We start from the raw sequence: 26,469 nt of genomic DNA on the forward strand, positions 1-26,469 counted from the left end.
ATCGGTGTTTTCAGTTGGCAGGCTTTGCCAAGGCTGGTTAATCTGAAAACGGTTTACATCATTTTAACGTAAGAGAATAACTATGCATAATGCACAGATCCGCGTTGCTATTGCGGGCGCGGGTGGACGTATGGGTCGCCAGCTGATTCAGGCGGCACTACAGATGGATGGCGTGGCACTCGGCGCGGCGCTGGAGCGTGAGGGTTCATCCCTGCTGGGAGCCGATGCAGGCGAACTGGCGGGCGCGGGCAAGACAGGCGTAACCGTACAGAGCAGCCTTGAGGCAGTGAAAGAAGACTTTGATGTGTTCATCGACTTTACCCGTCCGGAAGGCACGCTGGCTCATCTGGCGTTTTGCCGTCAGCACGGTAAAGGGATGGTGATTGGTACCACTGGTTTCGATGATGCCGGTAAACAGGCCATTCAGGACGCAGCCACCGACATTGCGATTGTCTTCGCTGCGAACTTTAGCGTCGGCGTTAACGTCATGCTGAAACTGCTGGAAAAGGCAGCGAAGGTGATGGGCAATTATACCGACATTGAGATTGTTGAAGCACACCACCGCTATAAAGTTGATGCTCCATCAGGCACGGCGCTGGCGATGGGCGAAGCGATTGCTCATGCACTTGATAGGGATTTAAAAGAGTGCGCGGTCTATACCCGTGAAGGACATACCGGCGAACGCGTGCCCGGGACAATTGGTTTCGCAACCGTTCGTGCAGGCGATATCGTCGGTGAACATACGGCGATGTTCGCCGATATTGGCGAACGTGTTGAGATTACCCACAAAGCGTCAAGCCGCATGACGTTTGCGAATGGTGCAGTTCGCGCCGCTTTGTGGCTTAACGCGAAGGAAAAGGGTCTTTTTGATATGCGAGATGTGCTTGATCTCAATAATTTGTAAGCGATATTACCCATCGTGATGTGGTTATTGCAGTCGTAATTACTTGATTGCATGGGGCAATAATTTATTGCCCTCTTATTTTATCAGTTTTAGATAAAAAATAATGCTTAGGCGGTATAAAGCTTATTGATGTGCCATTTTTCTGTGAAATATATGTAAATTTTGACCATCTGGTCCACTTTTTGTCACCCGCCTCCCTAAAATTCTAACAAACCTGCCGCGCAAGCGTTTTCCGGGATGATTTACCTGATCTTTTTGCCCATTAAATCCCATTCCAGATGCCAGGCTTGCAAAAGAATAAACAAAACTCCCGTTTTAAGTTGACTTTTACATGGCAAATCCCCAGAATGCCGCCGTTTGCCAAAAATCCGCTGGCAACACATTTGCATTGATCCATGACATGTTTATGAATTAATATGCAAATAAAGTGAGTGAATATTCTCTGGAGGGTGTTTTGATTAAGTCAGCGCTATTGGTTCTGGAAGACGGAACCCAGTTTATCGGTCGGGCCATAGGGGCAACGGGTTCGGCGGTTGGGGAAGTCGTTTTCAATACTTCAATGACCGGTTATCAAGAAATCCTCACTGATCCTTCCTATTCTCGCCAAATCGTTACTCTTACTTATCCTCATATCGGCAATGTCGGCACCAATGCGGCTGACGAAGAATCCTCTCAGGTACATGCGCAAGGCCTGGTCATTCGCGACCTGCCGCTGATTGCCAGCAACTTCCGCAACACCGAAGACCTCTCTTCTTACCTGAAGCGCCATAACATTGTGGCGATTGCCGATATCGATACCCGTAAGCTGACGCGTCTGCTGCGCGAGAAGGGCGCACAAAACGGTTGTATCATCGCAGGGGATAACCTCGATGCGACGCTGGCGCTGGAAAAAGCGAAAGCCTTCCCGGGTCTGAACGGTATGGACCTGGCGAAAGAAGTGACCACGGCGGAAGCCTACAGCTGGACGCAGGGTAGCTGGACGCTGGAAGGCGACCTGCCGGAAGCGAAACCGGAAAGCGAGCTGCCGTTCCACGTGGTGGCCTACGATTTTGGCGCCAAGCGCAACATCCTGCGTATGCTGGTTGACCGTGGCTGCCGCCTGACGGTCGTCCCGGCACAAACGTCTGCGGAAGATGTTCTGAAGATGAACCCGGACGGCATCTTCCTCTCTAACGGTCCTGGCGACCCGGCGCCGTGCGACTACGCTATCGACGCCATCAAGTCCTTCCTTGAAACCGATATCCCGGTATTCGGCATCTGTCTCGGCCATCAGCTGCTGGCGCTGGCGAGCGGAGCGAACACCGTCAAGATGAAGTTCGGCCACCACGGTGGTAACCACCCGGTGAAAGATATCGACAACAACACGGTGATGATCACCGCGCAGAACCACGGCTTCGCTGTGGATGAAGCGACGATGCCGGCTAACCTGCGCGTGACGCACAAATCACTGTTCGATGGTACCTTGCAGGGTATCCATCGTACCGATAAGCCTGCGTTCAGCTTCCAGGGCCACCCTGAAGCCAGCCCGGGCCCACACGATGCCGCACCGCTGTTCGATCACTTCATCGAACTTATTGAGCAATACCGTAAGATCGCTAAATAATCAGGAGCTGAGAAGACCATGCCAAAACGTACAGACATAAAAAGCATCCTGATCCTTGGCGCTGGCCCGATTGTCATCGGCCAGGCCTGTGAATTTGACTACTCTGGCGCGCAGGCGTGTAAAGCCCTGCGTGAAGAGGGTTACCGCGTCATTCTGGTGAACTCTAACCCGGCCACCATCATGACCGACCCGGAAATGGCGGATGCGACCTACATCGAGCCAATTCACTGGGAAGTGGTACGCAAAATTATCGAGAAAGAGCGTCCGGACGCGGTGCTGCCGACCATGGGCGGCCAGACGGCGCTGAACTGTGCGCTGGAGCTGGAGCGTCAGGGCGTGCTGGAAGAGTTCGGCGTGACCATGATCGGTGCGACCGCCGACGCGATTGATAAAGCAGAAGACCGTCGCCGCTTCGACGTGGCAATGAAAAAAATTGGCCTTGATACCGCGCGTTCCGGTATCGCGCACAATATGGAAGAAGCGCTGGCCGTTGCGGCTGAAGTGGGCTATCCGTGCATCATCCGTCCATCGTTCACCATGGGCGGCACCGGCGGCGGCATTGCCTACAACCGCGAAGAGTTTGAAGAGATTTGTGAGCGCGGCCTGGATCTCTCCCCAACCAAAGAGCTGCTGATTGATGAATCGCTGATTGGCTGGAAAGAGTACGAGATGGAAGTGGTGCGTGATAAAAACGACAACTGCATCATCGTCTGCTCCATCGAAAACTTTGACGCGATGGGGATCCACACCGGCGACTCTATCACCGTTGCGCCAGCTCAGACGCTGACCGACAAAGAGTACCAAATCATGCGTAACGCCTCGATGGCGGTACTGCGTGAAATCGGCGTGGAAACCGGCGGCTCTAACGTGCAGTTCTCGGTGAACCCGAAAACCGGCCGTCTGATTGTTATCGAAATGAACCCGCGCGTGTCCCGTTCCTCCGCGCTGGCCTCCAAAGCCACCGGCTTCCCGATTGCGAAGGTGGCGGCGAAACTGGCGGTGGGTTACACCCTTGACGAGCTGATGAACGACATCACCGGTGGCCGCACCCCTGCGTCCTTCGAACCGTCCATCGACTACGTTGTGACTAAAATTCCTCGCTTTAACTTCGAGAAATTCGCCGGCGCCAACGACCGTCTGACCACCCAGATGAAATCTGTTGGTGAAGTCATGGCGATTGGCCGCACGCAGCAGGAATCCCTGCAAAAAGCGCTGCGTGGCCTGGAAGTGGGCGCGACCGGCTTTGACCCGAAAGTCAGCCTGGACGACCCGGAAGCGCTGACCAAAATCCGCCGTGAGCTGAAAGACGCGGGCGCAGAGCGTATCTGGTACATCGCCGATGCCTTCCGCGCGGGCCTGTCCGTCGACGGTGTATTTAACCTGACTAACATTGACCGCTGGTTCCTGGTGCAGATTGAAGAGCTGGTGCGTCTGGAAGAGAAAGTGGCGGAGCTGGGCATCAACGGCCTGGACGCTGACTTCCTGCGTATGCTGAAGCGTAAAGGCTTCGCCGATGCGCGTCTGGCTAAACTGGCGGGCGTGCGCGAAGCGGAGATCCGCAAGCTGCGCGACCAGTATGACCTGCATCCGGTTTACAAGCGCGTGGACACCTGTGCGGCAGAGTTCTCGACCGATACCGCGTACATGTACTCCACCTATGAAGACGAGTGCGAAGCGAACCCGTCCGTCGACCGCGACAAGATTATGGTGCTGGGCGGCGGCCCAAACCGTATCGGCCAGGGCATCGAGTTTGACTACTGCTGCGTACACGCCTCTCTGGCGCTGCGCGAAGACGGTTACGAGACCATCATGGTCAACTGTAACCCGGAAACCGTCTCGACCGACTACGATACCTCCGACCGCCTCTACTTCGAGCCGGTTACCCTGGAAGACGTGCTGGAAATCGTGCGCATCGAGAAGCCAAAAGGCGTGATCGTGCAGTACGGCGGCCAGACTCCGCTGAAGCTGGCGCGCGCGCTGGAAGCAGCAGGTGTACCGGTTATCGGCACCAGCCCGGATGCGATTGACCGTGCGGAAGACCGCGAGCGTTTCCAGCAGGCGGTTGACCGTCTCAAGCTGAAACAGCCGGCGAACGCCACCGTGACCGCGATTGAAATGGCCGTTGAGAAAGCGAAAGAGATCGGCTACCCGCTGGTGGTGCGTCCATCCTACGTACTGGGCGGCCGCGCGATGGAAATCGTCTACGACGAAGCGGACCTGCGTCGCTACTTCCAGACGGCGGTGAGCGTTTCCAACGATGCGCCAGTGCTGCTCGACCGCTTCCTCGACGACGCGGTTGAAGTCGACGTGGATGCCATCTGCGACGGCGAAATGGTGCTGATTGGCGGCATCATGGAGCACATCGAGCAGGCGGGCGTGCACTCGGGTGACTCCGCCTGTTCTCTGCCAGCGTACACCCTGAGCCAGGAGATTCAGGACGTGATGCGCCAGCAGGTGCAGAAGCTGGCCTTCGAGCTTCAGGTTCGCGGCCTGATGAACGTTCAGTTCGCGGTAAAAGACAACGAAGTCTATCTGATTGAAGTCAACCCGCGTGCGGCGCGTACCGTACCGTTTGTCTCTAAAGCGACCGGTATTCCGCTGGCGAAAGTGGCGGCGCGCGTGATGGCAGGCCAGACGCTGGCTCAGCAGGGCGTCACGAAAGAAATCATCCCGCCGTACTACTCGGTGAAAGAGGTGGTGCTGCCGTTCAACAAATTCCCGGGCGTTGACCCGCTGTTAGGGCCAGAGATGCGCTCTACCGGGGAAGTAATGGGCGTGGGCCGCACCTTCGCAGAAGCGTTTGCGAAAGCGCAGCTGGGCAGTAGCTCCACCATGAGAAAATCTGGCCGTGCGCTGCTCTCCGTTCGCGAAGGCGATAAAGAGCGCGTGGTTGACCTGGCCGCCAAGCTGCTGAAACAGGGCTTCGAGCTGGACGCCACTCACGGTACGGCGATTGTGTTGGGTGAAGCGGGTATCAACCCGCGTCTGGTGAACAAAGTGCATGAAGGTCGTCCGCACATTCAGGATCGTATCAAGAATGGCGAATATACCTACATCATCAACACCACCGCAGGACGCCAGGCGATTGAAGACTCCAAGCTGATTCGCCGCAGCGCGCTGCAATACAAAGTGCACTACGACACTACCCTGAACGGCGGTTTCGCAACAGCGATGGCGCTGAATGCGGATGCCACCGAGAAGGTGATTTCGGTGCAGGAAATGCACGCGCAGATTAGCAATTAACCCCCATTGCCCGGTACCGTTCGGTTACCGGGCAATTTTCCCATCTTAAGAACCTTCTGGTTTTTCATCCGCTTTCAGTCAGTTAGCCTAAAATAGTTAGGTCGATAACGAAAATTCAACTGAGAGCAGGGGAAAACACCATGCAAAATAAACTACTGATCGCTTCCGTTCTGGCTGCCACCGCAATGTTCACCGTGGCGGGCTGTTCGTCCAATCAGGCCGTAAAAACCACCGATGGCAAAACGATTGTTACTGACGGGAAACCGCAGGTGGATGACGATACCGGTCTGGTATCGTACAAAAACGCCGAAACCGGTCAAACTGAACAGATTAACCGTGACCAGGTTAAATCAATGGGTGAGCTGGATAACTAAAAAAAAAAGCAGTGGCACATGCCACTGCTTTTTTGCTTCAGAATGATCGATTACCACCGATGGTTTAACAAAATATGACCGCCGTATGCGGCATAGCTGTTTTCACCCCATTCGCCGCTGGCTCGCAGGGAGATTGTCGTGGTTTCGTTCAGGTTGCCGGTTACGCCCAGCTCTAACTGACCACGATCTTCCGGCGTATCGTTGCTGACGGTCTCGTCGTTGAATGCCAGATCGTTTTGACCAGCACCTTTCAACCAGTTAACCGCGACGTACGGCTGCCAGGCCTTGACGTCCTTCTGCTGGAAGTAGCTTGCTTTAACGCCGAGACGACCAAAGACGCTGTCGTTGTCCAGGGTAGTGACGCGTACGCCGTCGCGATCGGTATGATTTTCCTGATCGAGATAGCTGTAGATCACCTGCGCCTGCGGCTCGATCTTCCAGGTACGTTCATTTTCAGACTGGATAACCCACGCGTGGCCGACTTCAACAGACGCGGCGAAACCTTCGCTATCGTAGTCTTCGTCGTTGCGGTTGCTGGTGACTTTGTTGTTATACCAGCTGTATGCGGCCCAGGTATCAACGTAGCTGCCCAGACGTAATTTCTGATCTTCCTGCCAGGTGGCGTAAAGCCCAACATTGAAACCATCAACCTTACCCTGAGCGTCACGCACGTTGTGCTTCGCATCAGAGTGGGTCTTCGCCTGGCCTGCACCGAACATCCCGCCAGCACGCAGGATACCGTTATCCATTGGCTTGCTCATGAAATCGCTGCCGACTTGCAGTACGGTCGTGGTGGTGTCATAGCTGACTTTATCGCCACCCGCATCGTTCTCGTGATAGCGACCCTTAACGTACATCCAGGTGTTCAGGTCGTCTTCATTGCGGAAGGTGATCTGGTCGCGATCGTCACGTTTATGCAGGAACATGCCCTGTGCGGCAAGGTAGTTGCCTAAGTAAGCACCCACTTCAGGCGCCATGACTTCCGGCGCATTGTTACCGCCGTTGTCAGTGCTACCGCCGTTGTCGGTGTTGCCGCCGTTGTCAGTGTTACCGCCGTTGTCGGTGTTACCGCCGTTGTCGGTGTTGCCGCCGTTGTCAGTGTTACCGCCGTTATCGGTGTTGCCGCCGTTGTCAGTGTTACCGCCGTTGTCGGTGTTACCGCCGTTATCGGTGTTACCGCCGTTATCGGTGTTGCCGCCGTTATCGGTGTTGCCGCCATCATCGGTATTTCCATCGTCATCGGTGTCGTCAGAAGGATCATCAGAAGGCGTCGCCTTTGATTCCAGATACCAGTTGCCGTCACTGTGCTGGTAGAGGTTATATTCCCAGGCGCCTGCGACGACCGGTTTTGCCAGCGTCAGTTGGGCTTCGGAACTGCCGCCGATGCTGACAATTTCCATACCGTTAATGGTTTGCGCGCCTGCGCCGCCAATGTTGGTAATGCTGACGCCGGACTGACCGAAGCTGCTGCCCGTAATAGTGAGGTGGTCAGTTGGTGAATTATCTTCACCCAGGGTGCTGTTCATCACAATCTGGCTACCGTCAGAGCCGGTGTAGTCGCCATTAATCGTAAAATTATTGCCAACGCTATTATCAGCCGCACTGAGTAACAGCGTACCACCATTAGTCACGTTGCCGTTGATGGTATCGACGCCGGAAGCGCTGAGCGTGGAGTTACCCTGGACGGCATTCCATGCCGCCAGCGTACCGCTGCTAAGAACCGCGATGTTGTTGTTCACTTCGCCTGCGGTGGCAAAGGTCGCGCCATTTTCAACGGTAACAGTGGCGTTACTGCCCTTGACGCCGAGCGTTGCGCCGGTGGAGACCAGCGTGGTGCCGCCGTGCAGAACCGTATCCCCTGTGTAGCTATTTTTGCCCGTCAGGGTCAGGGTGTTGGAGTCTACTTTTTCGACGTTACCGCTACCGGTCATGTCGGTGGCGAAAGTGAAATCGCTACCCTGATTGAAAATGACGGTACCGTTGTTGGTGATCCCACCGCTGAGCGTCGCAGTTTTTTCGCCATCGCCCAGTTGCAGCGAGGCGTGTTTGGCCACCCGCGTATTACCGGTGTTGGATACTTCGCCCGCCAGGGTTAACGCGCCCTTGTCTATCATCAAGGAGTCGCCAGAGCCAATAATGTCAATATCGCCCGACAGCGCCCAGTTTTCGCCGTTCATTGTGACGCTGGCAAAACCGTCCCCTTCATTCAGACCCACAAAATTGCTGTCTTCTGTACCGGTGCCGATCAGAGTGAGGGTGTTTCCCGTGGAATTGGTGGAAATAACGTCACCGACAAGGACGGAACCCGTATCAAGCACCAGCGTGTTATTTTTATTGCTGGCAAAAATAATAGCGGCTGTATTACCACTAATCGTTCCGCTATTCTTGATATCCAATTTTGCAGTATCTTTTACATTGATACCGTTCTCGGTTCCCTGCACAAGGGCACTGTTAGTAAGCTTGGTGTTGCCATTAGTTGCCGTAATAGCATCACCATTTGTACCGATAATTGCGCCACTGTTATTAATGCCAATACCATACCGAGTACTTAGACCCGTTTTTCCTTTTATCATTCCGGTGCTGGTATTGATAATGTTTACTGCGGAAGAGTTTTCGCCGACAAACATGCCATTTTCCGCACCGATAATATTTCCACTGTTATTAAAATCACCGAGCATTGACTGAATATTAACAGCATTCGCGGTGGTGGAGGAAATGGTTGCACCGATGTCGTTATTAATTAAAATGCGCTGTTCACCAGTATTAATATCCAGGCCATTTCCCGTGCCAGAAATATTGCCATAATTAGTGGTAGTAGTGGTAGTAAACCCAGTGACAGACACCGCCGCTTCACTACCCGCGGAGGATATCGTCACGTCTTTATTAATAACATATTCAGCATCGGCTGAAAAATCTTGAGGGACTGAGGTTGATTGATCAATGATTGCAGAAAATGCAACCGCGGGGGTGCATATCAACAAAGCAGGAAATATCTTCCCTAGAGTTTTGGTTGTATTATTTAATTTGAAGAATTTTTTGCTCATGTACACATCCATTTGAGTGAGAAGGAACATCAGATAACGTGTGTAAAACGTATATTGACTATCTTTAAGGTTGAGCTCAAAACAAAAAAGCATAAAATTATTATTTTTTCAATGAGTTATGTACAGGTTGATTTATTAAAATATGACTTAAGATAATCTAAAAATATTCGTTAAAAATATGAGTCTGCATAATCATTTTGCAGGGTTAATTCGTCGCTAGCGTGGTGCTCCTTCTTTCGCGTCAGTCGCGTTTGTATGGCGACAAAGGTTGCCAATCCTTGCGATTTGCTTTGAAGCGGTCGTTAGCCTCTTTCAGTTGGGGGGGGAACTGTCTACACTCATTGCTACAAGAAAAGCAGAAGACAGGCATATTCATGGTTCTGATAATTTATGCGCACCCCTATCCGCAGCATTCGCATGCGAATAAGCGGATGCTTGAGCAGGCAAGGACGCTCGAAAACGTAGAGATACGTTCCCTCTATCAACTCTATCCTGATTTTAATATCGATGTCGCCGCCGAACAGGAGGCGCTCTCTCGTGCCGATTTGATCGTCTGGCAGCATCCGATGCAGTGGTACAGCACCCCTCCGCTGCTGAAATTGTGGATCGACAAAGTTTTCTCCCACGGTTGGGCATACGGACACAACGGCAACGCGCTTCATGGCAAAAGCCTGATGTGGGCTGTTACCACCGGCGGGGGGGAAAGCCATTTTGAGATTGGCGCCTTCCCCGGATTTGACGTGCTGGCGCAGCCGCTCCAGGCTACTGCCCTTTACTGCGGTCTGAACTGGCTTCCGCCTTTTGCGATGCACTGTACCTTTGTCTGCGACGATGAAACCTTGCAGGCGCAGGCTCGTCACTACAAACAACGCTTACTTGAGTGGCAGGAGACGCACAATGGATAGCCATACGCTGATACAGGCGCTGATTTATCTTGGCGCGGCGGCATTAATTGTGCCCGTGGCGGTTCGTCTGGGGCTGGGCTCGGTGCTCGGCTATCTGATTGCCGGGTGTGTAATTGGCCCCTGGGGTTTTCGGCTGGTGACGGATGCCGAGTCGATCCTGCATTTTGCGGAGATCGGCGTGGTGCTTATGCTGTTCGTGATTGGCCTGGAGCTGGATCCGCAGCGGCTGTGGAAACTGCGCGCCTCGGTGTTTGGCGGAGGCGCTCTGCAAATGCTGGCCTGCGGTCTGCTGTTGGGCGGGTTCTGCATTCTGCTCGGGATGGAGTGGAAAGTCGCGGAGTTGATCGGCATGACGCTGGCGCTCTCCTCGACGGCTATTGCCATGCAGGCTATGAACGAGCGTAACCTGACGGTGTCGCAAATGGGGCGCAGTACCTTCTCCGTACTGTTGTTCCAGGATATTGCTGCCATCCCGCTGGTGGCGATGATCCCGCTGCTGGCAACCAGCGGCGCATCAACGACGCTGGGGGCATTTGCCTTATCAGCGCTGAAGGTTGTTGGTGCGCTGGCGCTGGTTGTTCTGCTTGGTCGCTACGTAACGCGTCCGCTGCTGCGCTTTGTTGCTCGCTCTGGCCTGCGCGAAGTATTCAGCGCCGTTGCGTTATTCCTGGTGTTTGGTTTTGGATTGCTGCTTGAAGAGGCCGGGCTGTCGATGGCAATGGGCGCCTTCCTCGCGGGGGTCTTACTGGCTAGCTCCGAATACCGTCACGCGCTGGAAAGCGATATCGAGCCGTTTAAAGGATTGCTGCTGGGGCTGTTTTTCATCGGCGTCGGGATGTCTATCGACTTCGGGACGCTGGTGACCCATCCGCTGCGCATCATCATTCTGCTGGTAGGTTTCCTGGTCATTAAAATGGCGATGCTGTGGCTGATCGCCCGCCCGTTAAACGTGCCAAAACCGCAGCGCCGCTGGTTTGCCGTGCTGCTGGGGCAGGGGAGTGAGTTTGCTTTCGTGGTCTTTGGCGCAGCGCAGATGGCAAATGTACTCGATCCGGAATGGGCAAAAGCGCTGACGCTGGCGGTTGCGCTGTCGATGGCCGCAACGCCGATCCTGCTGGTGTTGCTGACGCGTCTGGAAAAAACGGGAAGCGAACAGGAGCGAGAAGCCGATGAGATCGACGAGGAGCAGCCGCGGGTGATCATCGCCGGATTTGGCCGCTTCGGGCAGATTACCGGCCGTTTACTGCTCTCCAGCGGAGTCAAAATGGTTATCCTCGATCACGATCCTGACCATGTGGATACGCTGCGTAAATTCGATATGAAAGTATTTTACGGTGATGCGACCCGGGTTGATCTGCTGGAATCCGCCGGCGCGGCGAAGGCCGAGGTGCTGATTAACGCCATCGACGATCCAGAGACCAGTATGCAGATGGTTGAGCTGGTCAAAGAGCATTTTCCGCATCTGACCATTATCTCTCGTGCGCGCGATGTGGATCATTACATCCAGCTCCGTCAGGCGGGTGTGGCAGCCCCTGAACGTGAAACCTTCGAAGGGGCGCTCAAATCTGGCCGCATGGCGCTTGAAAGCCTGGGACTTGGCGCGTATGAAGCGCGTGAGCGTGCCGATTTATTCCGCCGTTTTAACCATGAGATGGTGGAAGAGATGGTGGCGATGGCGAGCAGTACGGCAACCGAACGCGCTGCGGTGTTTAAACGCACCAGCACCATGCTGACGGAGATCATCAACGAGGATCGTAATCACCTGTCGCTGGTTCAGCGCCACGGCTGGCAAGGAACGGAAGAGGGCAAGCATACCGGTGATCCTGAGGATGAACCGGAGAGTAAACCCTCTGCGTGAAGTGGAGTTGCCAGCAATATTAAAAAATTTCTAATTCTTTACCCTGCCGCCAGTCGACGAAAGATTAAGCTTTCCGTATAGTGGCGGCAATTTTTTGCATCCGGGAAATTTTCAATGATCAGTCTGATTGCAGCGCTGGCGGTAGACCGCGTTATCGGCATGGAAAACGCCATGCCGTGGAACCTGCCTGCCGATCTCGCATGGTTTAAACGTACTACGTTAAACAAGCCGGTAGTGATGGGCCGCCTGACCTGGGAGTCGATTGGTCGTCCATTGCCGGGTCGTAAGAATATTGTGATCAGTAGCCAGCCGGGCACTGACGATCGCGTGCAGTGGGTTAAGTCCGTTGATGAAGCCATTGCCGCCTGCGGCGATGCCGAAGAGATCATGGTGATCGGCGGCGGGCGTGTGTATGAGCAGTTCCTGCCAAAAGCGCAGAAACTGTATCTGACGCACATTGATGCGGAAGTGGAAGGGGATACCCATTTCCCGGATTACGATCCGGACGAGTGGGAGTCTGTATTCAGTGAGTTTCACGATGCGGATGCGCAAAACTCGCACAGCTACTGCTTCGAAATTCTGGAACGTCGTTAACGGTTTTATCCTCTCCTCGAAGGGAGAGGATAAACATCTTCAGGAGGCGACCGCCTCACCTTCGCCTAAGTCCAGCTGTCGGTTGGATGGCTGCACAAAGTAGGTCTTATCTTCCCAGCGTAAGCAGGTTAAATCCCCGCCCCAGCAGCATCCGGTATCCAGCGCGTAGATATTTTCCGGGGTGCCTTTTCCTTCCAGCGATGCCCAGTGCCCAAATACCACGCTATATTCGTTTGTCACGGGGCCCGGAATGGCAAACCACGGCTTAAGCGGCGCAGGCGCATTTTCCGGCGTATCTTTGCAATACATATCCAGCTGTCCGTTCGGGAAGCAGTAGCGCATGCGCGTAAAGGCATTGGTGATAAAACGCAGTCGCGCCAGGCCGCTGAGATCATCACTCCAGTTATTTGGCATGTCGCCGTACATCGCATCGAGGAAGAACGGGTAGGAGTCGCTCGCCAGCACCGCTTCGGTGTCGCGCGCGCAGGTTTTTGCCGTCTCAAGATCCCACTGAGGCGTGATGCCGGCATGCGCCATCACCAGTTTTTTCTCTTCGTCAATCTGTAGCAGCGGCTGGCGACGCAGCCAGTTGAGCAACTCATCGGCATCCGGCGCTTCCAGCAGGGGGGTAATGCGATCTTTCGGCTTATTACGGCTGATCCCGGCGTATACGGCCAGCAGATGCAGATCGTGGTTGCCCAGCACCATGCGCACGCTGTCGCCCAGCGATTTGACATAGCGGAGGACGTCCAGGGAACCGGGACCGCGCGCCACTAAGTCGCCCGTCAGCCAGAGCGTATCCTGCCCGGGGGTGAAGTCGACCTGTTTTAATAATGCGATCAGTTCATCGTAGCAACCGTGAACGTCGCCAATCAGATATGTAGACATTAGATTAATGAATAAGTGTAGGTACGGCGAGACGGAATACGGGAATAGCAATGCGGAAAGCATTACCGTCGGCATCGACCATTTCGTAATGGCCCTGCATGGTACCCAGCGGCGTTTCAATGACCGCGCCGCTGGTGTACTGATACTCTTCGCCAGGGGCGATATGGGGTTGTTCACCGACCACACCTTCGCCCTGGACTTCAATTTCACGGCCATTGCCGTTGGTGATAAGCCAGTAGCGCCCGAGCAGTTGCACAGGCATCCGCCCCAGATTGCGAATGGTTACGGTATAAGCAAAGACAAAACGTTCTTCATCCGGTGTGGATTGGGACTCAATGTAGACGCTTTGAACCTGAACACAGACGCGGGGCGAATCAATCATGGCTTAGCTCTCCTTCGGCGGCGCATTGTCGCTGATGTAATTAGCCAGCTTGCAGTACTGCTCTACGGAAATATTTTCCGCACGCATTGCCGGGTCGATGCCCAACTCAGCTAATACGTCAACGGTAAACAGATTGCCAAGGCTGTTACGAATCGTTTTACGGCGCTGGTTAAAGGCTTCTGTCGTGATACGGCTCAGCACGCGCAGGTCTTTGACCGGGTACGGCATCGTTTTGTGCGGCACCAGGCGCACAACCGCAGAATCTACTTTTGGCGGTGGCGTGAACGCGGAAGGCGGTACTTCTAATACCGGGATCACGTTGCAGTAATATTGCGCCATCACGCTTAAACGACCATACGCTTTACTGTTCGGCCCTGCAACCAGACGGTTAACGACCTCTTTTTGCAACATGAAGTGCATGTCGGCAATGGCATCAGTATAGCTAAACAGATGGAACATCAGCGGGGTGGAGATGTTGTACGGCAGGTTACCGAACACGCGCAGCGGCTGTCCCATTTTTTCTGACAGTTCGCCAAAGTTCATGGTCATCGCATCCTGCTGATAAATCGTCAGCTTCGGCCCGAGGAACGGGTGCGTTTGCAGACGCGCGGCCAGATCGCGGTCGAGTTCGATAACGGTCAGTTCGTCGAGGCGTTCGCCTACCGGCTCGGTCAGCGCGGCAAGTCCCGGGCCGATTTCGACCATGGCCTGACCTTTCTGCGGATTAATGGCAGAAACGATACTGTCGATCACAAACTGATCGTTGAGGAAGTTTTGCCCGAAGCGTTTACGGGCTAAGTGGCCCTGATGGACTCGATTAGTCATTGAGTATTAACAATCATTTTGATGGCGAGATTAAGCGCCGTAATAAAACTGCCGACATCCGCTTTTCCCTGGCCTGCCAGATCCAGCGCAGTACCGTGGTCAACGGACGTTCGAATAAAGGGTAAACCGAGGGTGATATTCACCCCGCGGCCAAAGCCCTGGTATTTTAGCACGGGCAGACCCTGATCGTGGTACATCGCGAGTACGGCGTCGGCATTATCCAGGTATTTGGGCTGGAAAAGGGTGTCGGCAGGCAGAGGCCCGCTGAGGTTCATCCCCTTCGCCCGCATCTCCTCAAGCACCGGAATGATGGTGTCGATCTCTTCGGTGCCCATATGTCCGCCCTCACCCGCGTGCGGATTCAGGCCGCAAACCAGCACATGCGGCTGCGGAATGCCGAATTTGGTTTGCAGATCGTGATGCAAAATGCCAATGATCTCACGCAGGAGTTCAGGCGTAATGGCATCCGGAATGGCTTTGATCGGCAGGTGCGTTGTTACCAGCGCAACGCGCATTGCTTCGGTTGCCAGCATCATCACCACTTTCGGGCTGTGCGAACGCTCTTCGAAAAATTCGGTATGCCCGGTAAACGGAATGCCCGCGTCATTGATCACGCCTTTATGCACCGGACCGGTGATCAGGGCGGCAAATTCGCCCTGAAGGCAACCGTCACAGGCGCGCGCCAGCGTCTCGACAACGTAGTGGCCGTTTTCGGTGTGTAACTCGCCGGGGACAACAGGCGCACGGAGCGGAACAGAAAGCAGGGTGAGAGTACCAGACTGCTGCGGTGCGGGCTGTTGGCCTTCAACGTAAGGGAGGAGCGTTAAAGGCAGACCGAGCAAAGCTGCCCGGTCTTGTAACAGTGTTGCATCTGCACAGACAACCAACTCTACCGGCCAGCTGCGCTGGGCGAGCTGAACCACCAGGTCAGGCCCAATCCCGGCGGGTTCGCCGGGGGTGATCACAACACGATGCGGTTTCATCAGTTGCTCAACACTTTCACGTAAGCGCTGGCGCGTTGTTCCTGCATCCAGGTTGCGGCTTCTTCAGAGAACTTACGGTTAAACAGCATGCGATACGCGCGGTCTTTCTGCGCCGCGTCGGTTTTATCCACGTTGCGCGTGTCCATCAGCTGGATCAGATGCCAGCCGAAGGAGGAGTGTACCGGCGCGCTCATCTGGCCTTTATTCAGCTTCATTAACGCATCGCGGAAAGCCGGATCGTAAATATCAGCGGCCGCCCAACCCAGGTCACCGCCCTGGTTTGCAGAGCCAGGATCCTGAGAGAACTCTTTTGCTGCTTTATCGAAGGTGGTTTTACCGCTCTTGATGTCTGCGGCGATCTGTTCCAGCTTCGCACGGGCCTGATCGTCAGTCATGATCGGAGACGGCTTAAGCAGGATATGACGCGCATGCACTTCAGTAACCGAAATGTTCTGGCTCTGGCCGCGCAGGTCGTTCACTTTCAGAATGTGGAAGCCCACACCGGAACGGATTGGACCGACGATATCGCCTTTCTTCGCGGTGCTCAGCGCCTGGGCAAACAGGGATGGCAGCTCCTGAATACGCCCCCAGCCCATCTGGCCGCCTTTCAGCGCCTGCTGGTCAGCGGAATACGTGATCGCCAGCTTGCCGAAGTCATCGCCATTACGCGCCTGCTCAACGATAGCGCGCGCCTGGCTTTCCGCCTCTGCCGCCTGATCGGAGGTTGGGTTTTCCGGCAGTGGGATCAGGATGTGGCTCAGGTTAAGCTCTGTGCTGGCATCATTCTGATTCCCCACCTGTTTTGCCAGGGCATCCACTTCCTGCGGCAGGATGGTGACGCGGCGACGGACTTCATTATTACGCACTTCTGAAATCAGCATCTCTTTACGGATCTGATTGCGGTAGGTGGCGTAGCTGATGCCGTCATAGGCGAGGCGGCTACGCATCTGGTCCGGGGTAATGTTGTTCTGCTTTGCAATGTTGGCGATCGCCTGATCGAGCTGCTCGTCAGAGATCTTCACACCCATTTTCTGGCCCATTTGCAGGACAATCTGATCCATGATCAGACGTTCCAGGATCTGGTGGCGCAGCGTAGCGTCATCCGGAAGTTGTTGACCTGCCTGGCCCGAGTTGAGCTTTACAGATTTCATCAAACCGTCAACGTCACTTTCAAGCACGACGCCGTTGTTAACCACAGCCGCGACTTTATCGACAACCTGTGGGGCCGCGAAGCTGGTATTCGCAACCATAGCGACACCGAGTAGCAGCGTTTTCCAGTTCTTCATACTTTTTCCATTTCAATTAACCGCAAAGCGGATTACGTTGTAAATCAAGCATATTACAATGAACTACGATACGGCAGAATGTTCGAGCGCAGCATCTGCTGCGTGCCCAGACCGTAGTTAGAACTCAGGCCGCGCAACTCGATATTAAAGCCAATCACGTTATCGTATTTACCCTGACTGTTTTGCGTATCCCAACCGTTAAGTTTGCGTTCGTAACCGACACGTATTGCGTAACAGCAGGAGTTATATTGCAGACCCAGCATCTGGTCAGCAGGTTTTTGGGCATTCGTGTCATAGTAGTAGGCCCCGACGACTGACCAACGATCGGCAATCGGCCAGCTCGCGGCGGTACCCACCTGTGAAATACCGTCTTTGTATGGGTCGGAAGTGGAATAATTAGGCAGTGTCGCCTGAATGTATTCCGGGCTGGCGTATCGGTATGTCAACTGCAACATACGGTCTTCATCACGACGATACTCGATGGCAGCGCTGCCCGTCGCGATATTGTCCAGTCGAGTATCGTACTGAACACCACCGCGCAGACCCCAACGATTCGTCATGCGCCAGTAAGTGTCGCCCGCCCATACCAGTGAGCCCGTTTTGTTGTCTTTCTCCCACTGAATTTTATCATCGCCAGTGCGTGATTCTGTGAAATAGTAGATTTGACCAACAGAAACGTTAAAACGTTCAACGGCAGCATCATCATATATGCGCGTTGTGACGCCGGTCGTTAACTGGTTAGCAGACGCAATACGGTCAAGGCCGCCGTAGGTACGGTCGCGGAACAGGCCGCTATAGTCAGATTGCAGTAAAGACGAGTCGTAGTTTTGAATCTTGCTCTGATCGCGATAAGGCACGTACAGATACTGCATACGTGGCTCAAGCGTCTGGGTATATCCATCCGCGAGCATGCCCATATCGCGTTCGAAAATGAGCTTGCCGTCCATTTTAAACTGAGGGAGGACACGGTTTACTGAATCTGCAAGATCGTTCGCGTTGTTCGGATTCGCATTGTATTTATCAATATTTTTCTGCTGGTAGTGGGTAGCCATCACTTTGGCTTCGGTATTCAGGCTAGCCCAGTCGTTTGACCACGGCAGGTTGATCGTCGGCTCGATATGCAGACGCGTAGCTTCCGGCATATCTGAGTTGGTGTTGACGAAATGGACCGCCTGAGCGTAAACGCGCGTGTCGAAAGGACCCACATCGTTCTGGTACCAGTTCACGTCCAGCTGCGGCTCTGCACCGTAGGTGCTGTTTGTTTGCGTATCAAATACCTGGAACTGTTTGGTCGACACCGTCGCGTCAAAGTTCTCAATGGCGTAGCCCACGCTGAATTTCTGCGTGGCGTAACCGTCGGTACTGGAGCCGTATTTAGAATCAAAGTCGTTGAAGTAATACGGATCGCTGACTTTGGTGTAGTCGATGTTGAAGCGCCACACCTGATCCAATACCCCGGCGTGCTTCCAGTAGTACATCCAGCGGTGCTTATCACCTTCGCTTGGATGTTCGTCCTGGAAGACCTTATCTGATGGCAGATAATCAAATTCCATCAGACCCGCGCCCGCCTTGGTCAGATAGCGGAATTCGTTCTCCCACATGATGTTGCCGCGCTTATGGATATAGTGCGGCGTGATCGTGGCGTCCATGTTGGGCGCAATGTTCCAGTAGTACGGCAGGTAGAACTCAAAGTAGTTCGATGTGCTGTACTTGGCGTTCGGGATCAGGAAACCTGAACGACGTTTGTCACCCACGGGCAGTTGCAGGTAAGGACTATAGAAAATGGGCACCGGGCCGAGTTTAAAACGAGCGTTCCAGATCTCTGCAACCTGTTCTTCACGGTCGTGGATCACTTCACTGCCCACAACGCTCCAGGTATTTGACCCTGGCAAACAGGAGGTAAACGTGCCGTTTTCGAGAATGGTGTAGCGGTTTTCGCCGCGCTGCTTCATCAGGTCCGCGGTACCGCGCCCCTGACGACCGACCATCTGGTAATCACCTTCCCAGACGTTGGTGTCTTTGGTATTCAGATTCGACCAGGCTTTCGGACCTTTCAGGATGACCTGATTGTCGTCATAGTGCACATTACCCAGCGCATCCACCGTACGGACAGGCGCCTGAGCACCTTCCGGTTGCTTCTGGTGCAATTGCACTTCGTCAGCAAGCAGGCGACTATTGCCCTGGTTAATATCGACATTGCCCGTAAAGGTTGCATTGTCAGGATAATTACCTTTTGCGCTGTCGGCATTAATGGTGACGGGTAAGTCATTCGTATCGCCTTTCACCAGTGGGCGATTGTAACTTGGGACGCCAAGCATACACTGCGAGGCGAGATCGGCTGCGAGCCCCTGTTGGCTATACAGGGCGGTGCCAATCATTGTGGCCAGAAGGGTGGGGATACGTTTTTTCATACGTTGTATTTTATTGTTCCGTCATCAGTGGCTACGGCTTACAAACGCTCAGAGACTATCTTACTCATCAGCGCAGTACCAGCGTTAATCCTGCCCGTTTGCGCGCCAGAGTGTTAGGCTCGCTATCGAATGACGAGTATGATAATGCAAATTATAGGCGATGTCCCTCAATTGACCGTGGCGCGACCACTGTAATGATGGCGTTGCGTCGGCCAGGAACATGACCATTCGGGGAGTATATGCAGTATTGGGGTAAAATAATCGGCGTTGCGTTCGCAATTATTATGGGTGCCGGATTCTGGGGTGTCGTTCTTGGCCTCATTATCGGCCATATGTTTGATAAAGCACGCAGCCGCAAAATGGCCTGGTTTGCCAACCAGCGCGAGCGCCAGTCACTCTTTTTCTCCACCACCTTCGAGGTGATGGGGCACTTAACCAAATCAAAAGGGCGCGTAACGGAAGCCGATATTCAGGTGGCCAGCGTCTTTATGGATCGCATGAATCTGCACGGCGAATCCCGCATCGCGGCGCAGAATGCGTTCCGGATTGGTAAATCAGATAACTACCCGCTGCGTGAAAAAATGCGGCAGTTCCGTAGCATCTGTTTCGGGCGTTTTGATTTAATTCGGATGTTTCTGGAAATTCAAATCCAGGCCGCCTTCGCGGATGGTTCTCTGCATCCGAATGAACGGGACGTTTTATATGTGATTGCCGAAGAGCTGGGCATTTCCCGCATGCAGTTCGACCAGTTCCTGCGTATGATGCAGGGCGGCGCGCAGTTTGGCGGTGGTTATCAGCAACAGCACTCCTCCGGCGGCTGGCAGCAGGCGCAGCGTGGCCCTACGCTTGAAGATGCCTGCAACGTCCTCGGCGTGAAGTCGTCTGACGATGTCACGACCATCAAACGCGCCTATCGTAAGCTGATGAGCGAGCACCATCCGGATAAGCTGGTGGCGAAAGGCCTGCCGCCAGAGATGATGGAGATGGCGAAGCAAAAAGCGCAGGAAATTCAGAAAGCCTACGAGCTGATTAAAGAGCAGAAAGGTTTTAAATAAAAAATGGCCCGACAGTGTCGGGCCATTTTTTCAGAAGTCCACCGGGGCTTTGAACGTCATGGCGTTGCCGAAAGCAGGGTGGGTAATGGTGAGCGTCTGCGCATGCAGTTGCAGGCGCGGCGCTAAGGCCAGCGCTTCCGGCGGCGCATAGAATCTGTCCCCCAGAATCGGGTGACCCATCGCAAGCATATGCACACGCAGCTGGTGGGAGCGCCCGGTAATCGGCTTTAGCAGGACGCGCGCGGTGTTATCCGGCGCGTACTCCAGCACTTCATACTCGGTTTGCGCGGCCTTGCCGGTTTCATAACACACCTTCTGCTTTGGCCGGTTCGGCCAGTCGCAAATCAGCGGTAAATCCACCAGCCCTTCCGCCTGCGCCGGATGACCCCAGACGCGCGCGACATACTGCTTCTTCGGCTCGCGCTCGCGGAACTGACGCTTCAGCTCGCGTTCTGCCGCTTTATTCAGAGCCACCACAATCACGCCGCTGGTCGCCATATCCAGACGATGGACAGACTCGGCCTGGGGATAATCACGCTGGATACGCGTCATCACGCTGTCTTTATGCTCTTCCAGACGCCCCGGCACGGATAACAAGCCGCTCGGCTTGTTAACCACCATAATGTGCTCATCCTGATACAGAATGACCAGCCACGGATCCATCGGGGGATTGTAGGGCTCCATTACCATCTTGCGCTCCGCTTACTGATGCGTCACAACGATAAGACGCAGGGCGTCGAGACGCCACCCCGCCTGATTCAGGCTTTCCAGCACCTGCTGGCGGTTGCTCTCAATGGCGGCCAGCTCATCGTCACGAATGTTCGGGTTCACCGCTTTCAACGCTTCCAGGCGCGACAGCTCGGCAGAAAGCTTCTCATCGGCTTCGCTACGCGCCGCATCGATCAGTTCTCTGGCCGCTTTTTCGGCCTGGGCTTCACCCAGTTGCAGAATGGCATGCACGTCCTGCTGCACCGCATTCACCAGCTTGCTGCCGGTATGGCGGTTCACCGCGCTCAGCTGACGGTTGAAGCTTTCAAACTCTACCTGACCGGCCAGATTCGTACCGTTTTTATCCAGCAGCAGACGCACCGGGGTTGGCGGCAGGAAGCGGTTAAGCTGAAGCTGTTTCGGCGCCTGCGCTTCCACAACGTAGATCAGCTCCACCAGCAGCGTGCCCACAGGTAAGGCTTTGTTCTTCAACAGGGAGATGGTGCTGCTGCCGGTATCGCCTGAGAGGATCAGATCCAGGCCATTGCGGATCAGCGGGTGCTCCCAGGTGATGAACTGTGCGTCTTCGCGGGACAGCGCCACATCACGCTCAAAGGTGATGGTGCAGCCGTCTTCCGGCAGGCCCGGGAAATCCGGCACCAGCATATGATCGGACGGGGTCAGCACGATCATGTTCTCGCCGCGATCGTCCTGGTTAATGCCGACGATGTCGAACAGGTTCATGGAGAAGCTAATCAGGCTGGTGTCATCGTCCTGTTCTTCAATACTTTCGGCCAGCTGCTGCGCTTTTTCACCGCCGTTGGAGTGGATCTCCAGCAGGCGATCGCGCCCCTGCTCCAGCTGGGCTTTCAGCGCGTCGTGCTTCTCTCGACAGGATTTGATCAGCTCATCAAAGCCCTCGGTGTTTTCCGGCGCCGCAAGGTAACCGATCAGGTCTGCATGCACCTGATCGTAAATGGTGCGGCCGGTCGGGCAGGTATGTTCAAACGCATCCAGGCCTTCGTGGTACCAGCGAACCAGAACGGACTGGGCGGTTTTCTCCAGATACGGAACGTGGATCTGAATATCGTGCGCCTGACCGATACGATCCAGACGGCCGATACGCTGCTCAAGCAGATCCGGATTAAACGGCAGATCGAACATCACCAGATTGCTGGCGAACTGGAAGTTACGGCCTTCAGAACCGATTTCGGAGCACAGCAGAACCTGCGCGCCGCTGTCCTCTTCACTAAACCACGCCGCAGCGCGGTCGCGCTCGATAATAGACATGCCTTCATGGAACACGGCGGCGCGAATACCTTCGCGCTCGCGCAGCACTTGTTCAAGTTGCAGGGCGGTGGCTGCCTTGGCGCAGATCACCAGCACCTTCCGGGAACGGTGCGCGGTCAGATAACCCATCAACCACTCCACGCGCGGATCGAAGTTCCACCAGGTGCCAGTGTCGCCTTCAAATTCCTGATAAATCTGCTCCGGATAGAGCATGTCGCGCGCGCGATCTTCCGCAGATTTACGGGTGCCCATAATGCCGGAGACTTTGATCGCCGTCTGGTACTGGGTCGGCAGCGGCAGTTTGATGGTGTGCAGTTCGCGTTTCGGGAAGCCTTTTACACCGTTACGGGTGTTACGGAACAGCACGCGGCTGGTGCCGTGGCGGTCCATCAGCATGTCGATCAGCTCTTTACGCGCAGATCCCGCATTATCGCTGTCGCTGTTCGCGGCCTGAAGCAGCGGCTCAATATCCTGCTCGCCGATAAGATCGCTGAGGGTGTTAAGTTCATCATTAGAGAGACGATTACCGGCCAGCAGCAGCGCGACGGCGTCCGCCACCGGACGATAGTTTTTCTGCTCTTCCACAAACTGCTCAAAATCGTGGAAACGGTTCGGATCGAGCAGGCGCAGACGGGCGAAGTGGCTCTCAAGACCCAGCTGCTCCGGGGTGGCGGTCAGAAGCAGAACACCCGGTACGCGCTCGGCAAGCTGCTCAATCGCCATGTATTCGCGGCTTGGCGCGTCCTCGCTCCAGACGAGGTGGTGTGCTTCGTCGACGACCATCAGATCCCATTCAGCGTCGCACAGATGCTCCAGGCGTTGCTTGCTGCGGCGCACGAAGTCCAGGGAGCAGATCACCAGCTGTTCGGTTTCAAACGGGTTGTCCGCGTCGTGCTGGGCTTCGGCGTAGCGTTCGTCATCGAACAGAGAGAAGCGCAGGTTAAAGCGGCGCAGCATCTCGACCAGCCACTGGTGTTGCAGCGTTTCCGGCACCACAATCAGCACGCGCTCGGCAGCGCCAGAGAGCAGCTGCTGGTGCAGGATCATGCCTGCTTCGATGGTTTTACCCAGGCCCACTTCGTCAGCCAGCAGCACGCGAGGCGCATGGCGACGGCCCACGTCATGGGCGATATTCAGCTGATGGGGAATAAGGCTGGTACGCTGACCGCGCAGGCCGCTCCACGGCATGCGGTACTGTTCACTCTGGAACTTACGCGCGCGGTAGCGCAGAGAGAAGCGATCCATTCGGTCGATTTGCCCGGCAAACAGACGGTCCTGCGGCTTGCTGAAAACCAGTTTGCTGTCGAGCAGCACTTCACGCAGGATAACATTCGTCTCGTCGGTATCAAGACGCGTACCGATGTAGGCGAGCAGTCCATTCTCTTCTTTTACGTCTTCAACCTTCAGCTGCCAGCCTTCGTGGCTGGTCACGGTGTCGCCCGGATTGAACATTACGCGGGTAACAGGGGAGTCATTGCGAGCGTACAGGCGGTTTTCACCGGTAGCAGGGAAAAGGAGGGTAACCATGCGCGCATCGACGGCAACGACGGTTCCTAATCCAAGTTCGCTTTCTGTATCGCTGATCCAGCGTTGACCAAGTGTAAAAGGCATAGTTGTTCGGCTCTAATCTTTAATTGCAGGCAATAGTTCGACCCCGTCAAAAAAGACGGTCATCGAAAAATGGGTCCGGGAATGGAAAGGGCGCTATGGTACTGGATGGCAACGGTTTCGTCACGCGTCAAAATAGCCCAAGTTGTCCTGTCACTAGTGTAGCAAAGTCGTCATTGATGAACGGTAAAATTCCCTCCGCAACCGGCTGAAGCTGGCGGGTCAGGTAGTGATCGTAATCAAGCGGAGACTGCTGGTAATCAACGGGTTCCGGGCCGTTAGTGGTCCAGACGTATTTGATCGTTCCCCGGTTCTGATACTGCGGCGCACGGCCCCGGCGAACGTTCTCTTCATCCGCCAGCCGCGCGGCGCGTACGTGGGGAGGAACGTTACGTTGATATTCGGCCAGGGGGCGGCGCAGGCGCTTGCGATACACCAGTTGGTCATCCAGTTCACCCGCCATCAGGCTGGCGATGGTGTCGCGCACATAATCCTGATAAGGCTCATTGCGGAACACCCGCAGGTAGAGCGTCTGCTGGAACTGCTGTGCCAGCGGCGTCCAGTCGGTGCGCACTGTCTCCAGCCCTTTAAACACCATCCGCTGCGTGTCACCTTCCTGAATCAGCCCGGCGTAGCGCTTCTTGCTGCCCTGGTCGGTTCCGCGAATGGTCGGCATTAAAAAGCGGGCAAAATGGGTTTCAAACTCCAGCTCTAACGCGCTGGTTAACCGCTCTTTTTGCAAACTTTCGCGCCACCAGTCGTTCACAAAGGCGACCAGATCTTTGCCGATTTGTGCGGCGTCGTCTTCCGAATGGGCGGCTTTCAGCCAGACAAAGGTGGAGTCTGTATCGCCATAAATCACATCATAGCCCCGGGATTCAATCAGCGCTTTGGTCTGGCGCATAATCTCGTGCCCGCGCATGGTGATGGACGACGCCAGACGGGGATCAAAGAAGCGGCAGGCACTGGTACCCAGCACGCCGTAAAAGGCGTTCATAATGATTTTCAGCGCCTGTGAGAGCGGCTTGTTGCCGTGGCGCTTGGCCTCATCGCGGCCGTGCCAGATGTTTCCCACAATTTCGGGCAGGCAGTGTTTTTCCCGCGAGAAGCGTGCTCCAAGAAAACCTTCGGTGCTGTGCGCATCGTCTGGCTGCGCCATCCCCTCCACCAGCCCCACCGGATCAATCAGAAACGTGCGGATAATGGACGGATACAGGCTTTTATAATCCAGCACCAGCACCGAGTCATACAGCCCGGGCCGTGAATCCATCACGTAACCGCCGGGGCTGGCCTGCGGCGGCACGTCGCCGAGGTTAGGGGCGACATAGCCCGCCCGGTGCATCCGCGGGAAATAGAGGTGGCTGAAGGCCGCTACCGAGCCGCCGTGCCTGTCGACCGCAAGGCCGTTCACCGTCGCCCGCTCCAGCAGGAAGGGCATGATCTCGGTTTTGTGGAAGATCTGCGTCACCAGCTCGCAATCTTTCAGGTTATAGGTGGCGAGCGCGGGTTTGTCTTCATTAAAGCGCCGGTCGATCTCGTCCATTCGGTCCCAGGGATTGTCGATGGATTTACCTTCGCCGAGCAGTTCCTGGGCGACCGCTTCCAGCGAGAAGGAAGAGAAGTTCCAGAAGGCGGATTTCAGCGCCTCGATGCCGTCGATAATCAGGCGACCGTTAGCCTGCGCGAAGAAAACACCGTTCTTAAAACCATGCTCACGCCACTCCAGCTCGCTGTTTCCGCGCCCCAGCATCAGCGGGATACGGTAACGCTCGGCATGTTTTTGCAGCACGCGCAGGTCAAACTGCACTACGTTCCAGCCGATCAGAACATCCGGATCGTGCTCGGCAAACCACTGGTTAAGCTTCTCCAGCAGTTGCGGGCGGCTGTTGACGTACTCCAGATTAAAATCCAGCGCGGACGCATCGCCGTTTGGCGGCCCGAGCATATAGACAACCCGCTGCCCACAGCCTTCCAGACCAATGCAGTACAGTTCGCCGTGGCGGGTGGTTTCGATATCCAGCGAGACCCACTTGAGCGGGGGGCGATAATTCGGGCTAGGCTTGAGGCGCGCGTTAACGATCCTGCCATTTTGCGCGGTGCCATCTACCCAGACGGGGGCGGTGATAAACCGCTCCATCAGAAAGCGTTCAGGCGGGCGAATGTCGGCCTCGTAAAGCGTCACGCCCGCTTCACGGAGCAGTTTTTCATAGCGCATTAACTGGCGATGGGCGCGGCAATAGAGGCCGTAAACCGGCTGGCGGTGGAAATCTTTCAGTTCAAGCGGGGTTATGCGCCAGCCGTTTTCGCCGCGCAGCATTTGTTTCACTTTCTCGACGTGAGCTTCAGGAATAAAGGCCACGGACTCCTGCGGCGGGAGCGTAACGTTTAGCGGGCCGTTGTCCGTTGCCAGCCAGAATTCAACCTCAGTACCCTGAGGGGTATCCCGCCAGTGTCTGGTCAGTAAAAAGCCTTCTTGCGCCTGCGTCACGGCGTTATCCCATAAAACAA

18 protein-coding genes are annotated in these 26,469 nt (G+C 55.1%); 8 read left to right on the forward strand and 10 right to left on the reverse strand.

Annotated elements, in window-relative coordinates; all coding sequences use genetic code 11:
• The first annotated feature begins 82 nt into the window (after positions 1-82).
• From dapB to BFV63_RS03425, 4 genes are all read left to right on the forward strand, one after another.
• Positions 83-904 carry a 4-hydroxy-tetrahydrodipicolinate reductase gene (gene dapB / locus BFV63_RS03410; RefSeq protein ID WP_048241410.1) on the forward strand — a complete coding sequence of 274 codons (822 nt, stop codon included), beginning with the start codon at positions 83-85 and terminating at the stop codon, positions 902-904.
• A 454-nt stretch (positions 905-1,358) separates the two neighbouring features.
• Positions 1,359-2,507: a glutamine-hydrolyzing carbamoyl-phosphate synthase small subunit gene (gene carA / locus BFV63_RS03415; RefSeq protein ID WP_032608475.1), complete on the forward strand. Its 1,149-nt coding sequence runs from the start codon at positions 1,359-1,361 to the stop codon at positions 2,505-2,507.
• A gap of 18 nt (positions 2,508-2,525) precedes the next feature.
• Complete coding sequence (gene carB, locus BFV63_RS03420; protein ID WP_048241409.1) at positions 2,526-5,750, forward strand: carbamoyl-phosphate synthase large subunit; 3,225 nt, start codon at positions 2,526-2,528, stop codon at positions 5,748-5,750.
• A 140-nt stretch (positions 5,751-5,890) separates the two neighbouring features.
• The gene (locus BFV63_RS03425; RefSeq protein ID WP_003856439.1) at positions 5,891-6,124 is read left to right on the forward strand and encodes a YgdI/YgdR family lipoprotein; all 234 of its coding nucleotides are present in this window, start codon (positions 5,891-5,893) and stop codon (positions 6,122-6,124) included.
• A gap of 50 nt (positions 6,125-6,174) precedes the next feature.
• Here BFV63_RS03425 and BFV63_RS03430 read toward each other — a convergent pair whose 3' ends face one another.
• On the reverse strand, positions 6,175-9,168 hold the full coding sequence (locus BFV63_RS03430; protein WP_080395887.1) for an autotransporter family protein: 2,994 nt from the start codon (positions 9,166-9,168) through the stop codon (positions 6,175-6,177).
• A 374-nt stretch (positions 9,169-9,542) separates the two neighbouring features.
• Here BFV63_RS03430 and kefF point away from each other — a divergent pair, with 374 nt between their 5' ends.
• From kefF to folA, 3 genes are all read left to right on the forward strand, one after another.
• Positions 9,543-10,073 (forward strand): glutathione-regulated potassium-efflux system oxidoreductase KefF, encoded by a 531-nt coding sequence (gene kefF, locus BFV63_RS03435; protein ID WP_003856435.1) that lies wholly within the window; start codon positions 9,543-9,545, stop codon positions 10,071-10,073.
• Positions 10,066-11,931 (forward strand): glutathione-regulated potassium-efflux system protein KefC, encoded by a 1,866-nt coding sequence (gene kefC / locus BFV63_RS03440; RefSeq protein WP_003856433.1) that lies wholly within the window; start codon positions 10,066-10,068, stop codon positions 11,929-11,931. Before kefF ends, kefC begins: the two co-directional genes overlap by 8 nt.
• Before the next feature lie 114 nt (positions 11,932-12,045).
• Complete coding sequence (folA, locus tag BFV63_RS03445) at positions 12,046-12,525, forward strand: type 3 dihydrofolate reductase (protein WP_003856431.1); 480 nt, start codon at positions 12,046-12,048, stop codon at positions 12,523-12,525.
• A gap of 39 nt (positions 12,526-12,564) precedes the next feature.
• Here folA and apaH read toward each other — a convergent pair whose 3' ends face one another.
• Genes apaH through lptD form a run of 6 tightly spaced genes read right to left on the reverse strand, consistent with a single transcriptional unit; the run spans position 12,565 to position 19,300 of the window.
• A complete protein-coding gene (apaH, locus tag BFV63_RS03450) occupies positions 12,565-13,413 on the reverse strand; it encodes a bis(5'-nucleosyl)-tetraphosphatase (symmetrical) ApaH (RefSeq protein ID WP_023324139.1) in 849 nt (282 codons plus the stop codon).
• A gap of 4 nt (positions 13,414-13,417) precedes the next feature.
• Positions 13,418-13,795, reverse strand: a complete 378-nt coding sequence (gene apaG, locus BFV63_RS03455; protein WP_003856425.1) for a Co2+/Mg2+ efflux facilitator ApaG/CorD — start codon at positions 13,793-13,795, stop codon at positions 13,418-13,420.
• Positions 13,796-13,798: 3 nt separating this feature from the next.
• Positions 13,799-14,620, reverse strand: coding sequence for a 16S rRNA (adenine(1518)-N(6)/adenine(1519)-N(6))-dimethyltransferase RsmA (rsmA, locus tag BFV63_RS03460; protein WP_003856423.1), 822 nt, complete (start codon positions 14,618-14,620; stop codon positions 13,799-13,801).
• Positions 14,617-15,603, reverse strand: coding sequence for a 4-hydroxythreonine-4-phosphate dehydrogenase PdxA (gene pdxA, locus BFV63_RS03465; RefSeq protein WP_003856419.1), 987 nt, complete (start codon positions 15,601-15,603; stop codon positions 14,617-14,619). Before pdxA ends, rsmA begins: the two co-directional genes overlap by 4 nt.
• Positions 15,603-16,889 (reverse strand): peptidylprolyl isomerase SurA, encoded by a 1,287-nt coding sequence (gene surA / locus BFV63_RS03470; protein WP_003856417.1) that lies wholly within the window; start codon positions 16,887-16,889, stop codon positions 15,603-15,605. The genes pdxA and surA overlap by 1 nt, the downstream gene beginning before the upstream one ends.
• Positions 16,890-16,942: 53 nt before the next feature.
• Positions 16,943-19,300: an LPS assembly protein LptD gene (gene lptD / locus BFV63_RS03475; RefSeq protein WP_048241407.1), complete on the reverse strand. Its 2,358-nt coding sequence runs from the start codon at positions 19,298-19,300 to the stop codon at positions 16,943-16,945.
• A 239-nt stretch (positions 19,301-19,539) separates the two neighbouring features.
• Between lptD and djlA the strand changes: the two genes are divergently transcribed.
• Complete coding sequence (gene djlA / locus BFV63_RS03480) at positions 19,540-20,355, forward strand: co-chaperone DjlA (RefSeq protein ID WP_003856414.1); 816 nt, start codon at positions 19,540-19,542, stop codon at positions 20,353-20,355.
• Between the two features lie 30 nt (positions 20,356-20,385).
• Here the strand turns inward: djlA and rluA are convergent, their stop codons facing one another.
• From rluA to polB, 3 genes are all read right to left on the reverse strand, one after another.
• On the reverse strand, positions 20,386-21,045 hold the full coding sequence (gene rluA / locus BFV63_RS03485) for a bifunctional tRNA pseudouridine(32) synthase/23S rRNA pseudouridine(746) synthase RluA (protein WP_003856412.1): 660 nt from the start codon (positions 21,043-21,045) through the stop codon (positions 20,386-20,388).
• 12 nt (positions 21,046-21,057) lie between these two features.
• Positions 21,058-23,964 carry an RNA polymerase-associated protein RapA gene (gene rapA / locus BFV63_RS03490; protein WP_003856411.1) on the reverse strand — a complete coding sequence of 969 codons (2,907 nt, stop codon included), beginning with the start codon at positions 23,962-23,964 and terminating at the stop codon, positions 21,058-21,060.
• Between the two features lie 127 nt (positions 23,965-24,091).
• Positions 24,092-26,449 (reverse strand): DNA polymerase II, encoded by a 2,358-nt coding sequence (gene polB / locus BFV63_RS03495; protein ID WP_003856409.1) that lies wholly within the window; start codon positions 26,447-26,449, stop codon positions 24,092-24,094.
• Positions 26,450-26,469: the final 20 nt, after the last annotated feature.

The sequence above is a fragment of the Enterobacter hormaechei subsp. xiangfangensis genome (assembly GCF_001729785.1).
In the GTDB taxonomy this organism is placed as follows: domain Bacteria; phylum Pseudomonadota; class Gammaproteobacteria; order Enterobacterales; family Enterobacteriaceae; genus Enterobacter; species Enterobacter hormaechei_C.